This window comes from Buchananella hordeovulneris, assembly GCF_001907235.1.
Classification (GTDB): Bacteria; Actinomycetota; Actinomycetes; order Actinomycetales; family Actinomycetaceae; genus Buchananella; species Buchananella hordeovulneris.
Map to the genome: position 1 here is coordinate 109,670 of NZ_MQVS01000006.1, position 14,439 is coordinate 124,108.

Sequence of the window (14,439 nt, forward strand, 5' to 3'; positions counted from 1 at the left end):
GCCCGGGCCATCGGCCCGGGCCTCACCTAGCGGACTGCTCAGTCTTCGCTCTGGTCCTCGCGCGACCGGCGGGTGCGCTGCCGGGGACGACGGGTACGCCGCTCGCCCTCGCCGCGCGCCGGGGCGGCCTCGGTCTCGGGGGCTGCCGCCGCTTCGGCCTCGGCGGCTGCCGTCTGCTCGTCGACCACGGCGTGCAGCGACAGCTTGCCGCGCGCGTCGATCTCCGCCAGCTCGACCTCAACCTGCTGGCCGACGTCGAGCACGTCCTCAACGTTCTCCACGCGCTTGCCGCCCACCAGGCGCCGAATCTGGGAGATGTGCAGCAGTCCGTCCTTGCCGGGCGAGAGCGACACGAACGCCCCAAACGTCGTGGTCTTGACCACGGTGCCGATGAAGCGCTCCCCCACCTCCGGCATCTGCGGGTTGGCGATCTGGTTGATGGCGTTGCGGGCCGCCTCGGCCGACGGACCATCGACCGCGCCGATGTAGACGGTGCCGTCGTCCTCGATCGTGATGTCGGCGCCGGTGTCCTCCTGGATCTGGTTGATCATCTTGCCCTTGGGGCCGATAATCTCGCCGATCTTGTCCACCGGCACGTGCACGGTGATGACCCGTGGCGCCGTGGAGGCCATCTCGTCCGGGGTCGAGATGACGGACTCCATAACGTCCAGGATGTGCAGGCGGGCGTCGCGCGCCTGGGTCAGGGCCGCAGCCAGCACCGAGGCCGGGATGCCGGTCAGCTTGGTGTCCAGCTGGATGGCGGTAACGAACTCGCGGGTACCGGCCACCTTGAAGTCCATGTCACCGAAGGCGTCCTCGGCCCCCAGAATGTCGGTCAGGGCGGCGTAGCGAGTCTGACCATCCACCTCGTCGCTCATCAACCCCATAGCGATACCCGCCACCGGGGCGCGCAGCGGCACGCCCGCGTTCAGCAGCGACAAGGTCGAGGCGCACACCGACCCCATCGACGTCGAACCGTTGGAGCCCAGCGCCTCGGAGACCTGGCGGATGGCGTAGGGGAACTCGTCCCGGCTCGGCAGCACCGGCACCAGGGCCCGCTCGGCCAGGGCCCCGTGCCCGATCTCGCGCCGCTTGGGCGAACCCACGCGCCCGGTCTCACCGGTCGAGAAGGGCGGGAAGTTGTAGTTGTGCATGTAGCGCTTGCGGGTCACCGGGCTGAGCGCGTCCAGCTGCTGCTCCATGCGCAGCATGTTCAGGGTGGTCACCCCGAGGATTTGGGTCTCGCCCCGCTCGAAGAGGGCCGAGCCGTGCACGCGCGGCAGCACCTCCACCTCGGCGGCCAGGCGGCGAATCTGGGTGGTGGTGCGCCCGTCCATGCGCACGCCGTCGGTCAGCACCTTGGTGCGCACAGCGTTCTTGGTCAGGGAACGGAAGGCCGCCTTGTAGTCCTTCTCCTCGTCCTCGGTCAGCTCCCCGAAGGTGGCCAGCACCTCGTCGCGCACCGCGTCGATCGCTTCCTCGCGTTCGGCCTTCTCCACGATGACCAGGGCGGCGTCGAGCTTGTCGCCGGTGGCCTCGGCCACCCGGGCGTACTGTTCGTCGGTGTAGTCCAGGAAGAGCGGGAACTCCCGCACCGGCTTAGCAGCCACCTTGGCCAACTCGACCTGCGCCTCGACCAAGGCCCGAATGAAGGGCTTGGCGGCCTCCAGCCCTTGGGCCACAACCTCTTCGGTGGGTGCCGGGGCGCCCGCCTTGATGAGCTCCCAGGCGTTCTCGGTGGCCTCGGCCTCGACCATCATGATGGCCACGTCCGAACCATCGGCGTTGTCCACCACCCGGCCGGCCACCACCATGGAGAACACGGCGCGGTGCAGCTCCGAGTAGCGCGGGAAGGCCACCCATTGGCCGTCAATCAGCGCGATGCGGGTCCCCCCCACCGGGCCGGAGAACGGCAGGCCTGCCAGCTGAGTGGACATGGAGGCGGCGTTGATGGCCACCACGTCGTAGGCGTCGTCGGGGTGAATGGAGAGCACGGTCTCCACCACCTGCACCTCGTTACGCAGGCCCTTGACGAAGGACGGGCGCAGCGGGCGGTCGATGAGGCGCGCAGCTAAGATGGCCTCGGTGCCCGGGCGTCCCTCCCGCCGGAAGAACGAACCCGGGATCTTGCCCGCGGCGTACTGACGCTCTTCGACGTCGACGGTCAGCGGGAAGAAGTCGAACTGATCCTTCGGGTGCTTGCCGACGGTCGTGGCGCTCAGCAGCGTCGTCTCGTCATCGAGCGTGACCACCGCACTCCCGGCGGCCTGGCGGGCCAGCTGGCCGGTCTCGAAACGGATGGTGCGCTTACCGAAGCGGCCATTATCGATGACGGCCTCAGCGAATTTGATCTCAGAACCCTCCACGGGTCCCCCTTCTCTTCAACGGCGTGCATCCGCGCGACATTCGCCACCCTCGTGGCGGCCCCACCGAGGCGTCGGTGGGCACACGCCGCGGGCCCGGTCGAGCCCACATTTTCGTCTTTCTATCGGGATCAATAATGACCGAAACCGGACCGTTATGCACGCCCGGGGCGCGTGTGGCGTATCACTAGCGGCAAAAGTGGGCGCGGGACCAACTGGCCCCGCGCCCACTTTTATTACTCCGCTGCGTCTCTTAGCGGCGCAGCCCCAGGCGCTCAATCAGCGACCGGTAACGCTCAATGTCGATGCCAGCCAGGTAGCCGAGGATACGACGACGCTGCCCGACCAGCAGCATCAGGCCGCGGCGGGAGTGGTGGTCGTGCTTGTGGGTCTTGAAGTGCTCGGTCAGGTCCTTGATGCGCTGGCTCAGCAGCGCCACCTGCACCTCGGGCGAGCCCGTGTCACCTTCGTGGGTGGCGTACTCGGCGATGATCTTGCTCTTGACCTCGGGGGAAAGCGACATGGATACCCTTTTCTTCTCGTTGCACGGAGCGCCAAGGCATTTCCTTGGGCATGCCAATTCCGTGGCCGGCGTTAACGGCCCGCCCAGCCTAGCAGAGCCCGCCGCCGCGGTCGGCCCGCCCCGAAGTGAGCCCGCCCACGGGTCCGGCGCCCTGGCCACGGGGCGGTCAGTCCTGTTCCGCCTCTCCGTGGCCCTCCCGCAGGGGCAGCACGACCTCGATCCCCTCCACCCACGGATTGTGCCGGACATTGCCGTCCCAGTCCCACCGCAGCCCGGCCTCGGTGATGCTGGGCTCAAGTACCTCGGTGTACAGATCCATCAGGGCCTGCGCCTCCAGGCGGCGGCGCCGCTTCGCCCCCAGGCTGGCCTCGAAGTTTTCCCCTTGGCGGTAGCCCAGGTGCGGCCAGCACATGAGCTGGGCGCGGCGCTGCAGCATGTTTGCCCCGTCGGTCAGCAGCAGCACGGTGGCACGCCACTGGTTGCGAGGCGGCGGCGGGCAGGGCACGTCGCAGGCCTCAATGGACACCTCCGCCCAGACGTCGGCCTGCCGCCAGGCGGCCAGCAACTCCTCGACCACTCCGCCCGCGTAGTCCGCCAGGCGGCGGCGCCGCAGCTGGAGCAGGTGTTCACACCACTGCCGTAGCCCGGGCGGCCGCGGCGCCTGCCCCACGCTGGCCTCGATACCACCCCAGGCCGCCAGCTCCAGCAGTTCCAGCTCGGCTTCGCCTGCTAGCAGGTCCTGCCACACCCACACCAGGGCATTCATGGCCGCCGCCCCAGACACACCCGGCAGGGCAGGGACTTCGGTCAGGCCGGGCAACAGGTTCGTGGACATGCGGTTTCCTCCTCACAACTCGCCCCAATCCTGGCCCACCCTGCGGCCGCGGCGGGGACGGTCGCTGTCGCAATTCGGCGACCGGCCCGGCCCGACGTCAGGCAGGCTGCGCGGTGACCGCCGCCGGGTCGATCGGGTCGGGCACCGGCACCCCGAGCAGGGCGGCGGTCTGCTCCACGTCGGTGCGCATCTGCGCCAACAACTCCCCCACATCGGCGAAGCTGAGCATCGGCCGCAGCCGGTGCGTCAATTCCACCACCACCTCTTGGCCGTACAGGTTCAGGTCGGCGCGCCCGAGCACGTGGGCCTCCACGGTGCGGGCGACATCGTCAAATGTCGGGTTGGTGCCAATAGAGATCGCCGCAGGCAGACGCTCGGGCACGGCGTGCGTATCGGCCCGCACCAACCAGCCGGCGTACACGCCGTCCGGGGGCACGACTCCCGCCGTGTCAGCGTCCAGATTGGCGGTGGGGAAGCCCAGGGTCCGCCCACGGGTCGCTCCCTGGATGACAGTGCCGCGCACGCGGTGCGCCCGCCCCAGGATCTGCCCGGCGCCAGCCACATCCCCGGCCGCCAAAAGCTCCCGCACCCAGGTCGAGGACCAGCGGCGTCCGGACGGTCCGCCCACGTCGGGCAGCACGTCGACGGCAAAGCCCAACTCGCCCCCCAGCGCCTCTAGATCCGACAGACAACCGGCGTTCTCAGCCCCGAAACGCACGTCCTCCCCCACCACGATGCGTTGCATTCCCAAGCACTCCACCAGCCAGTGGGTGACAAATTCGCGGGGAGTCTGGGCCGCAAACCGCAGGGTGTAGTCCACCACCACGGTCGCGTCGATACCGGTGGCCGCGATCGCCTCCAGGCGGTCAGGCAGTGAAGTGATGAGCGGCAGAGCCAGTTCCGGGCGGTGCACGTGCAGGGGATGCGGATCGAAAGTCAGGGCCACCGCCCGGGCCCGGGCCCGGCGGGCAGCCTGCACAGTGTGTCCCAGCAATCGCTGGTGCCCCAAGTGCACTCCGTCAAAGTTGCCCAGCGTCACCACGCTCGTGAAATCCGCCGGGATCTCTTCCCGGCCGTGATAGATCTCCACCTCAGCGTTTTCCGCAGCCGCAGCCACCCGACTTGCCGCGGGCCCCGGCAGCCTTCAGTCCCAGGTCGCGGCGGCCCTCACTGATCGGACCGATTTCCTCGGCCCGCGCCTTGTGCCCACGGCCGCGGCCCCCGCAGCCACACCCGCCCCCTGTGGGGGTGGGCGTGGGCGCTGGGTTCGGCGTTACTTTGTCGTTCACGTTATCTTCTCCCTCCGGCAGCTAATGCTAGGTGACCGGCCCGCTAGTTCCCGGCCTGCCCCGGTGGGGCAAAAACCACATGCGGTCGGTCATGTTCGCCCTGTCGCCGCAGCAAGGCCACCAGGTCCTCGTGCGGACCGATAGCCGCCTGCGCCGCAGGCCCCCTGGCGGGGAGGAAGCGCCCCTGCCGCAGCGCGGCGGCCTCCACCTGCGTCACCTCCCGCACCGTAAACTCGGCGCGTGCCACGGCGGCCAGCCCCACCACCCGCAAGGCGACGGGAGGCTCGGCAGCATTGCCTGCCATCACCTCGGCGCTGAGCTCCTCCAGCGTGCGGGCGGCATCCAGACGGTAGGCCCCCACCCGCGTGCGCCGCAACGCCGTCAGGTGCCCGCCGCAGCCAAGCTGCTTACCCAGGTCACGGGCCAAGGCCCGTATGTAGGTGCCGGCCGAACAGTCGATGTCCACGTCGACGTCCAGCACGGGCGTGCCATCCGCCGCCCGGGCCGGGCGCGGTGGGCTCACCACCTCGAACCGACTGACCGTCACCGGGCGCGCTGCCAGCTGCACCCCCTGCCCCTGCCGCACCCGGGTGTAGGCCCGCTGCCCGTCGACCTTGATCGCCGACACGCTGGCGGGCACCTGCAAAATGTCCCCCGTCAGCCGCGCGATCTCGGCGGCCAACGTCTGCTCCGCGAGCTCCCGGCAGCCGCCGCCCGCCACCACTTGCCCCTCCGCGTCGTCGGTGTCGGTGGCCTGGCCGAGGCGGATGGTGGCGGTGTAGCTCTTGGTGGTGCCGCTCAGATGGGTCAGGAGCCGCGTGGCCGCCCCCACCCCCACCACCAGCACCCCGGTGGCCAGGGGGTCCAGCGTGCCGGCGTGCCCGACCTTGCGGGTGCCTGCCAGCCGCCGCAGCTTGCCGACCACATCGTGCGAGGTCAACCCTTGCGGTTTGTCCACCACCACTAGGCCCGCCGGGGCGGGGGCCAGGGCGCGAGGCGCCGGGAACCGGTCGGTCGCCCGCTGCGGTGCGCCGTTCAGAGCGTCCCCTCCGCTTCTTCCTCCGCGCTCGGACGTGGCTCCCGGTACGGATTGGCTTCCCCGGCGTAGCTCTTGCCCGCCGCGAGGCGAGCCACCTCGGCATCCTTAGCGGCAGCTGCCACCAGAGCATCCTCAATTGAGGCAGCCGTCTCCGGCAGGGCGTCGCGCACAAATGTCAGGCTGGGAGTCAGGCGAATACCGAGGGCCTTGCCCACCTCCGAGCGCAACATGCCCGTGGCCGAACGCAGGGCCGCCGCGCTGGCCTCCGCCTGGGACTCCTCGCCATAGACCGTGTAGAACACCGTGGCCTGCTGCAGGTCCCCGGTAACCCGCACCTCCGTGATGGTCACGAAGCCGAGCCGGGGGTCCTTAACGCGCGTGTCCAGCAGGCGAGCCACCGTTTCGTGAATCCGATCGGCTACCTTGCGGGCGCGTGCCTGATCTGCCATGTCGGCCTCCTTCAGTGTTTTCCGGGCCCCAGATTACGGCCCCTACCGGTCTGGACGCGAACGCAGCAGGTCCACCACCCGGTCGGCTTGCAAAACCGGCAGAGCCACCAACGGGTCAGTGCCCGTACTAACCACGTAGTTGGTCAACTGGGTGCGCACGGTGTCCGCCAGCTCGGCGGCCTGCCACGGCTTGGCGATGTAGTGATCCAGACCCCCGTCGTTAATGGCGCGAATCGTGTCGGCCTGATCCGCCTGTCCCGTCACCAGCACTCGGCGGGCATCCCCGGTGGCGGCCACCTGCCGGGACGCCACCAAAAAGTCCACCCCCGACTCGCCCGGCAGTCGGTGATCAGCCAGGATAAGGGCCAACTCATCCCCGTCGGCCGTTATCTCCTCAACCACCTCCCGCGCGTCGGCGACGTCCTCGGCGTACTCGATCCGCACCCACGGAGCGAATGGCTCTAGGTCGCGGGCTAAGGCCGCCCGCACCGGGGGTTCGTCTTCTAAAACCAAGATGGCTAGCTTCATGTTTCCTCCTGCAGGGGCGGGGCAGACACGGGCAGACGCACGGTCACCACGGTGCTGCCAGGCTCCGAGTCGATGGTGATGTCGCCGCCGTGCTCGGTGACGAAACGCTTAGCGATGTCCAGACCCAGCCCGAGACCGAAGCGAACTGTGCCGTGCTTAGTGGTGAAACGGGGAGTGAAGACGTGCGCGAGCACGTCGGGGCTGATGCCGGGACCGTTATCGCTTATCTGCACCACGATCCACTCACCGTCCTGCCGGGTCGTGACTTTGATCCTGCCTTGCCCGCCGAGCGCTTCGGCAGCGTTAACCAGCACGTTAGTCCACACCTGCCCCAATTCGGCGGCGCGAGCCCGAATAACCGGCAACTGACCGTAATCCCGGTCGATATCGATGCCGTGCAACCGGTGGGAGACCAACTGGAAGGTGTCCTGCAAGGTCTCATTTACGTCCACCCCATCCCGCGGCCCACTCTCCGGGCGCGCATAGTTACGCAGGGAGGCCACTAGCCGAGTGATGTGCCCCGCGGCCTGGTTGATGGCCCGCACAGCGGTGCCGAGCGAGGCAGCCCGCTCGACGATCTCTAGGTCCGCCGGGTGACTGGCCAATTGGGCTGCCCGCTCCACCTCGGTGATACCCGCCGTCACCAGGCGTCGCGCCAGCGCGTCGTCGCCAATACGGGCCGTTATCGCGCGCCGGGCGGCCCGCTCGGCGCGCGTAGGCAACGGCGGCCGGGTGGCAGCCTCGGCGATGGCCTGCACCAACATCGGACCGCGCGGATGCGACGCCAATAGTGCCTTCACGTCACTGGTCAAATGCTCGGTGGAACGCACTAGGGCCGCCACCGGGTTGTTCAACTCGTGGGCGATACCGGCCGACAGCTCCCCCAGGGTGGCAAAGCGAGCCTGCGTGACCAGCGAGAGCCGAGCCTCCTCCAACGCGCTGAGCGCGCGGGCCAGCTCCGCCCGCTCGGTACGCAAATGGTCGGTGAGTTCGTCCCGCTCGATCTGCAATTGTTCGGCCCGCTGCAACCGACTTCCGAGCACGGTAATGGCAGTGGCGGCCAGCACCGCGGCCACCTGCCCTTCCAGCCGCAGCGCCCGGTCAAGTTGGTCCTGAGACAAGTGCACCAACACCGTGGGCGAGGTGGTGGTGGCCGTGAAGTAGGCGGTGCGCCGATTGGCCAGGGCCAACAGCCCGACAATCCGCCCGGTGGTGGCGTGGTGAAAGAGGATTTCCTTGCCTTGATTTACGCGGGTCAATGCCACCCGGCCGGACAGCAGCACATAGACCCCGTCCAGGTGCCGATCCTGGTGGGTCAACCGCACCCCGGCGGGCAGCCGCACACGCGGTCGCGGGCCCAGCACCCGCTCGATGGCGTCCATCAGTTCGACCATGAGCACCCCGTCGGAGGCGTCCAGATCCCGCAACAACTCACTCTCGGGGCGGGCGGTCACCTGCGCGATGCGTTCCCGGGCCTGCGCCTCACTGGCCGTGGGGGCGGCGGGCGGCCCGTGGCGCCGCATCCAGCGGGCGAACTGGTTGGCGGCGTGCTTGGCGAGGAACCCCGGGGTCATGGGCAGGCCGATGAAGGCATCGACCCAGCCCGCGTCCACCGAGTGCGAGGCACCGGGCACCTCGGGGCCGGAGAGCACCAGCATGCGCGCGTGCGCCAGGTGCGGGGAGGCCATCAGCACCTCCAGCATCTTGTCCACGCTCTGGGAAACGCAGGCCACCACCGCGAGCGCCACCGGGCGGGTGGCGGCCTCGACTGCGGCCGCTGGGGTGGGCACCGTGCGCAGCTCGACGACGTCGCCCAGGCCGTTGCGGAGCTCTGCCTCGGCTTCTGCCACCAGGTGCCCCGCGCCGACGACCAGCGCCAACGGGGTCCACGCCTCCTCTATTGGAGCGTCGTTCATGACGTGATCCCGCTCAGGTCCCACAGCCACGGCAGTGCGAAAGCCAAAACTAGGGCGCCTATCCCGCCGACTACCAGCCCGACCACGGCCATGTCCTTGGTCTTAATGGCCCCGGTGGCATATGCGATCGCGTTGGGTGGGGTGGAGATAGGCATCGACATGCCGAGGGAGCAGGCGATGGCGATGAGGACGGCGATCGTGATGGGCGAGACGGCTAGACCGGCGGAAAAGCCGAGCGCCAGCGGCACCAGCAAGTTGGCGGAAGCCGAGTGGCTCATCACGTTCGACATGCCGAGCCCGAGGGCGGCCAGCCCCAACAGCAGGGCCCACACCGGCAGGCTGCTCCACTGCACCGCCCCCACGATCCAGCCATCCAGCCCGGTGGCCTGCGCCCCCTTGCCGAGGGCAATACCCCCGGCCACCAGCCACAGCACCGGCCACGAGAGTTTTTTCAGGTCCTCGCCCGACATGACTTGGGTTCCCAGCAGCGCCACAACCGGGATGAAGCCCACGATGTTAGAGCTCAGGCCGTGCAGGGGCTCGCTCATCCACAAAAGGATCGTCACCCCGGCGACGACGTAAAAGACCCGCGCTGGGATGGATGTGTCGAACGACGCCGACATGGTCACCGTCAACTTCCCGCCCCGGGGCACGAACCACAAACAGATGACCCACCAGGCGAAGAAAAGCAGTGCCAACGTGTAGGGCAGGGCCAGCGCCATCCAGTCCACGAAGGTGAGATCCACTCCCCTTTCCTTCAGCGCCCCGAGCGCTACCGCGTTGGGCGGTGAACCGACGGGGGTGCCGATGCCACCGATATTGGCCGCCACCGGGATGCTGACCGCGACCCCGGCCCGCATTTTTTCTTCCGGCACTAGGGCCAGGATTGGCAACACGACCGCGAACATCGTGGCGGTGGTGGCAGTGTTGGACATAAACATCGACAACAGCCCGGTGATGAGCATCAACCCAAAAACTGTGCCCCGCGCCGACCCGTGGAATGGTCGCAGCATCACGGCGGCGATCGACCGGTCTAGTCCGAACTTGGCCGCCCCGTCGGCCAACAGGAATCCGCCCAAAAATAAGATGAGTACCGGGCTGGCTAAGGTGGCGAATATCGCGGTCGAGGTGGGGGCGTCGGGGCCCGCATCCACCAGCCCGTCTGTGGAGATTAGCAGCACCTGCGCCAGAATCACCCCCACGGCGGTGGCGTACAACGGGATGGCCTCGGTTACCCACAACGCGATGGCGGCCAAGAAGATCCCGAGCATTCGCCGACCTGGGGGTGCCAGGCCTGCTATGTCCACCACCGAAGTGACCACCATTGCCACCGTGGCAATTAGTAATCCCGCGGCTTTCACTTTCGTCAGCCGCGGCAATTTCGCTTCCACTGCGGTTCTGCGTGCCATGTGCCCTCCCTGCCGCATAGCTTCGTTGCGTAGCGCAAGCAATTGTGATGATACCCACTGGCAGCGCCCGCGGTGCGGGCTTAGGGCCTAACGTTGCTGGCCGCAGGGCCGCGACTGGCTGGCAGCGGCCGCAATACTTACCATTACCCGGTGCTTAACTACGCCGATCGCCGCGCCCTGCTCGGGCTCGGTATTGCCAGCAGCTGCTACTTCTTGTGGGGACTGTTTCCCCTGTACTTCCGTACCCTGATCGAGGTTAATGCGGTAGAGATCATCGCGCATCGCGCGGTGTGGACCTGCGTGACTTGTCTGGGGCTCCTGGCCCTCCTGCGGCGAGGCCAGCGCCTGCGTCGGGCATTGGCCGATCGGCGCACGGTGCTGCTGTTGGCAATAGCGGGGGCCCTGGTGACGTTGAACTGGCTCACCTACGTCTACGGGGTCAATACCGGACGTACCACCGACGCCGCCATCGGTTACTTCCTCAACCCGCTGCTGACTGTCGCCCTCGCCCGTTTCTTCCTGCACGAGCCGCTCCGGCCTTTGCAGTGGCTGTCCCTGGCAATCGCCACCCTCGCGGTGGTGGTGCTTATCGTGGCCTACGGCAGTGTTCCCTGGATCTCGCTGGGGCTCGCCTTCACCTTCGGTTTTTATAGCCTGTTGAAAAAGCAGGCGGGGGCCCGGGTCGATCCGCTGACCGGCCTGGCCATCGAAACCGCCGCGGTGACCCCGCTGGCCGGCGGCTACCTGCTGTGGCTAGCCGCCACCGGCGTAGGGGCCTTCAGTTTGCCGAGCCTGGTGAGCGGCACCGGGACGCTGACGTGGCTGCTCCTGGCCGCCGGGCCCATCACCGCTTTGCCCCTGTTGCTGTTTGCCGAGGGTTCGCGCCGCGTCTCGTTGACGGTGATGGGGCTCTTGCAGTACATCGGCCCCACATTGCAGTTCCTGGTGGCCGTCTTCCTCTTCCACGAGCACTTACCTCCCGCCCGCCTGTGGGCGATAGCGCTGGTGTGGCTGGCCGTCGCCGTCTTCGTGACTGACTCGCTGCGGGCCCGGCGGCGCACCCCGCGCCAGTCTTAGGCGTCCCATGCTCGGCGGCGGACGATTCACGCCGCGCATACGGGGAGGGGGCGACCGTGACGGTCACCCCCTCCCCGACGGCAAACGCTAGCTGCGCGGCTTCTCGCGCATCTCCCAGGTCTCGATGACGTCGCCTTCGGCGATGTCCTTGTACCCGAGCGTGATACCGCACTCGTAGCCCTCGCGCACCTCAGTCACGTCGTCCTTCTCACGGCGCAGCGACTCGATGTTGAGGTTGTCGGCCACCACGACCCCGTCGCGCACCAGGCGGGCCTTGGTGTTGCGGCGGATGGTGCCCGAGCGCACGATCGAACCGGCAATGTTGCCGAACCGACCCGAGCGGAAGACCTGCCGGATCTCCGCGGTGCCCAGCTGGACCTCCTCGTAGATCGGCTTGAGCATGCCCTTCATGGCCTGCTCGACATCTTCCAGCGCCTGGTAGATGACCGAGTAGTACTTGATCTCCACGCCTTCGGCGTCGGCCATGTCGGCCACGCGCTCGGCCGGGCGAACGTTGAAACCGATGATGACGGCGTTGTCGACCGTCGCCAGGTTGACGTCGTTCTGCGTGATGGCCCCCACCCCGCGGTGGATGATGCGGAGCTGGACTTCCTCGCCCACGTCAATCTTGAGCAGCGAGTCTTCCAGGGCCTCCACGGCACCGGAGACGTCACCCTTGATGATGAGGTTAAGGGTGTCGACCTTGCCTTCCTTCAGGGCCGCGTCGAAGTCTTCCAGGCTGATGCGCTTGCGGCGCTTGGCCAGGTTGGCGGCCCGCTCGGCGGCCGCCCGCTTGTCGGCAATCTGCCGGGCGGTGCGGTCGTCGCCCGCGATCAGGAAGCTGTCGCCGGCGCGCGGCACCGAGGTCAAGCCCAGCACCTGTACGGGGCGCGACGGCTTTGCTTCCGTCAGGGCGTTGCCGTGCTCGTCGAACATGGCGCGCACGCGCCCGTAGGCGGTCCCGGCCACGATCGAGTCCCCGATGCGCAAAGTACCGCGCTGCACCAGTGCCGTGATGACGGCGCCACGGCCCTTGTCCAGGTTGGCCTCGATGGCGACGCCACGGGCATCCTGCCGCGGGTTGGCCTGCAATTCCAGGGCCCCGTCGGCGGTGAGGAGCACCGCGTCGAGCAAGTCGTCGATGCCGATACGCTTGAGCGCCGAGACGTCGACGAACATGGTGTCGCCACCGTATTCCTCGGACACCAGGTTGTATTCGGTCAACTGCCCCCGGATCTTCTCCGGGTTGGCGCCGTCCTTATCGATCTTGTTGACGGCCACGACGATCGGCACCCCGGCCGCTTGGGCGTGGTTAAGCGCCTCAATGGTCTGCGGCATGATGCCGTCGTCGGCCGCCACCACCAGGATGGCGATGTCGGTGACGGATGCCCCACGGGCCCGCATCGCCGTGAACGCCTCGTGACCGGGTGTGTCGATGAAGGTGATCGCCCGCTCCTCGCCCTCGTGCAGGCGGTGGATCTGGTAGGCGCCGATATGCTGCGTGATGCCGCCGGCCTCCCCGGCGACCACATCGGCCGACCGGATGGCGTCCAGCAGCTTGGTCTTCCCGTGGTCGACGTGCCCCATGACCGTGACCACCGGGGGCCGCGGCAGCAGGTCCGCGTCCTCCACCAGGGCCTCCTCGGCGTCCAGGTCGATGTCGAAGGACTCCAACAACTCCCGGTCTTCGTCCTCCGGGGAGACGATCTGGACGTCGTAGCCCAGCTCGGTGCCCAGCAGCATGAAGGTGTCCTCGTCCAGCGACTGGGTGGCCGTGGCCATCTCCCCCAGGTGGAACAGGACGGTGACCAGGCTGGCCGGGTTGGCGTCGATCCGTTCCGCGAAGTCCGCCAACGACGCCCCGGCACGAATCCGCACCTTGGTGTTGTTGCCGCGCGGCACCTGCACGCCCCCGATCATGGGCGCGGACTGCTGCTCGAACTCCTGCCGCTTGGCCCGCTTGGACTTCTTGCCGCGCACCGGGCGGCCACCGGACCGCCCGAAGGCACCCTGCGTCCCGCCGCGGCCACCGCGGCCACCGCCGCGACCGGCGGCCGCCGCGGGCGCGCCACCGCGCGTCCCAAACGACCCGCCGGTGTTGCTGGCTCCCCCGCCGGGGGCGCCGGGGCCCCGGCCCCGACCGCCACCCCGCGCGGCGGGCGCGGGCCGTCCCAGACCGGATTGCCCCGGCATCATTCCCGGGTTGGGCCGCGGCCCACCCGGGCGGGGCGCCTCACCCGCCGGACGCTGGCCGCCCGGGCGGGCCCCAGCGGGGGGCGCGGGCCGACGCGGTTGGCCCGGACGCGGCATACCCTGCGACGGGGCGAACGGGCTGTTGCCTGGCCGCGGACCGGCGGGACGCTGCGGGCGGGGAGCCTGCGGACGCGGGGCGGCCGGGCGCGGGCCGGGCACTGCGCCCGGCTTGGGGGCGCCAGGCGCGGCATCCCGCCGGGGGGCGGGGGCAGCCGGTTCGCTCTTGGCCACCGACGGCTTCGGTCCCGGTTTCACCCCTGGCTTGGGGGCAGGCTTGCTCGGTGCCGCACTCGGCTTGGCGGCCGCCGGCGGTTTGCTCGCGGTGGGCTTGTCAGCTACCGGGGTGGGTTTGTCAGCCGGGCCCGGCTTGCCGGGGAGCGGCTTGTCCTTGGCGGGCCCCGGTTTGGGGGCGGCCGGGGCCGTCTTGCCGCCCCCGGGCGTCGGCTTGGCGGCAGGCTTGCTGCTCGCCGCCTTGGCGGGCGTCGGGCTCGGTTTAGCAGGCTGCGCCGCGGGGGCGGCTTCAGCCTGCGGTTCGGCGGGCTTGCTGGCGGCCGCGAAGTGTTCGCGCAGCATGCGCGCCACCGGCGGCTCAACCGTTGAAGAGGCCGTGCGCACAAATTCGCCCTTGGCCTTCAACGTCTCAATAACTTCTTTGCTTGTGACTCCGAACTCCTTGGCAAGTTCGTGCACGCGGGGTTTTGCCACTTTTCTCCTGTCTGGGTCCCCCACCCACACAGGTGGAGAACATCAATTGGTCT

Annotated in this window: 11 protein-coding genes; 1 reads left to right on the forward strand and 10 read right to left on the reverse strand. The window is 68.7% G+C overall.

The genetic code is table 11. From position 1 onward, the window contains the following. Positions 1-38 precede the first annotated feature (38 nt). The 9 genes from BSZ40_RS06965 to BSZ40_RS07005 form a co-directional block, all read right to left on the reverse strand. Entirely contained in the window at positions 39-2,366 is a 2,328-nt protein-coding gene (locus BSZ40_RS06965; protein WP_073824580.1) for a polyribonucleotide nucleotidyltransferase, read from the reverse strand. A gap of 250 nt (positions 2,367-2,616) precedes the next feature. After that, the gene (gene rpsO, locus BSZ40_RS06970; RefSeq protein WP_073824582.1) at positions 2,617-2,886 is read right to left on the reverse strand and encodes a 30S ribosomal protein S15; all 270 of its coding nucleotides are present in this window, start codon (positions 2,884-2,886) and stop codon (positions 2,617-2,619) included. Between the two features lie 166 nt (positions 2,887-3,052). After that, on the reverse strand, positions 3,053-3,721 hold the full coding sequence (locus BSZ40_RS06975) for a hypothetical protein (RefSeq protein ID WP_073824584.1): 669 nt from the start codon (positions 3,719-3,721) through the stop codon (positions 3,053-3,055). Positions 3,722-3,818: 97 nt separating this feature from the next. Beyond that, on the reverse strand, positions 3,819-4,811 hold the full coding sequence (locus BSZ40_RS06980; RefSeq protein WP_073824676.1) for a bifunctional riboflavin kinase/FAD synthetase: 993 nt from the start codon (positions 4,809-4,811) through the stop codon (positions 3,819-3,821). Between the two features lie 242 nt (positions 4,812-5,053). Continuing rightward, entirely contained in the window at positions 5,054-5,971 is a 918-nt protein-coding gene (truB, locus tag BSZ40_RS06985; protein ID WP_342741916.1) for a tRNA pseudouridine(55) synthase TruB, read from the reverse strand. Between the two features lie 74 nt (positions 5,972-6,045). After that, positions 6,046-6,498 (reverse strand): 30S ribosome-binding factor RbfA, encoded by a 453-nt coding sequence (rbfA, locus tag BSZ40_RS06990; protein WP_073824588.1) that lies wholly within the window; start codon positions 6,496-6,498, stop codon positions 6,046-6,048. 42 nt (positions 6,499-6,540) lie between these two features. Further along, positions 6,541-7,026, reverse strand: coding sequence for a response regulator (locus tag BSZ40_RS06995; protein WP_073824590.1), 486 nt, complete (start codon positions 7,024-7,026; stop codon positions 6,541-6,543). Continuing rightward, positions 7,023-8,942 carry a sensor histidine kinase gene (locus tag BSZ40_RS07000; RefSeq protein ID WP_073824592.1) on the reverse strand — a complete coding sequence of 640 codons (1,920 nt, stop codon included), beginning with the start codon at positions 8,940-8,942 and terminating at the stop codon, positions 7,023-7,025. Before BSZ40_RS07000 ends, BSZ40_RS06995 begins: the two co-directional genes overlap by 4 nt. Next, on the reverse strand, positions 8,939-10,351 hold the full coding sequence (locus BSZ40_RS07005) for an SLC13 family permease (protein WP_073824595.1): 1,413 nt from the start codon (positions 10,349-10,351) through the stop codon (positions 8,939-8,941). Before BSZ40_RS07005 ends, BSZ40_RS07000 begins: the two co-directional genes overlap by 4 nt. 150 nt (positions 10,352-10,501) lie before the next feature. Here BSZ40_RS07005 and rarD point away from each other — a divergent pair, with 150 nt between their 5' ends. Beyond that, positions 10,502-11,428 (forward strand): EamA family transporter RarD, encoded by a 927-nt coding sequence (gene rarD / locus BSZ40_RS07010; RefSeq protein WP_073824596.1) that lies wholly within the window; start codon positions 10,502-10,504, stop codon positions 11,426-11,428. 87 nt (positions 11,429-11,515) lie between these two features. On the opposite strand, the gene infB is transcribed toward rarD, so the two are convergent. Continuing rightward, the gene (gene infB, locus BSZ40_RS07015) at positions 11,516-14,386 is read right to left on the reverse strand and encodes a translation initiation factor IF-2 (protein ID WP_073824599.1); all 2,871 of its coding nucleotides are present in this window, start codon (positions 14,384-14,386) and stop codon (positions 11,516-11,518) included. Positions 14,387-14,439: the final 53 nt, after the last annotated feature.

Coding starts and splice junctions, on each gene's coding strand:
- rpsO (WP_073824582.1), bottom strand. CDS start 2,886: ATGTCGCTTTCCCCCGAGGTCAAGAGCAAGATCATCGCCGAGTACGCC.
- BSZ40_RS06995 (WP_073824590.1), bottom strand. CDS start 7,026: ATGAAGCTAGCCATCTTGGTTTTAGAAGACGAACCCCCGGTGCGGGCG.
- rbfA (WP_073824588.1), bottom strand. CDS start 6,498: ATGGCAGATCAGGCACGCGCCCGCAAGGTAGCCGATCGGATTCACGAA.
- BSZ40_RS06975 (WP_073824584.1), bottom strand. CDS start 3,721: ATGTCCACGAACCTGTTGCCCGGCCTGACCGAAGTCCCTGCCCTGCCG.
- BSZ40_RS07005 (WP_073824595.1), bottom strand. CDS start 10,351: ATGGCACGCAGAACCGCAGTGGAAGCGAAATTGCCGCGGCTGACGAAA.
- BSZ40_RS07000 (WP_073824592.1), bottom strand. CDS start 8,942: ATGAACGACGCTCCAATAGAGGAGGCGTGGACCCCGTTGGCGCTGGTC.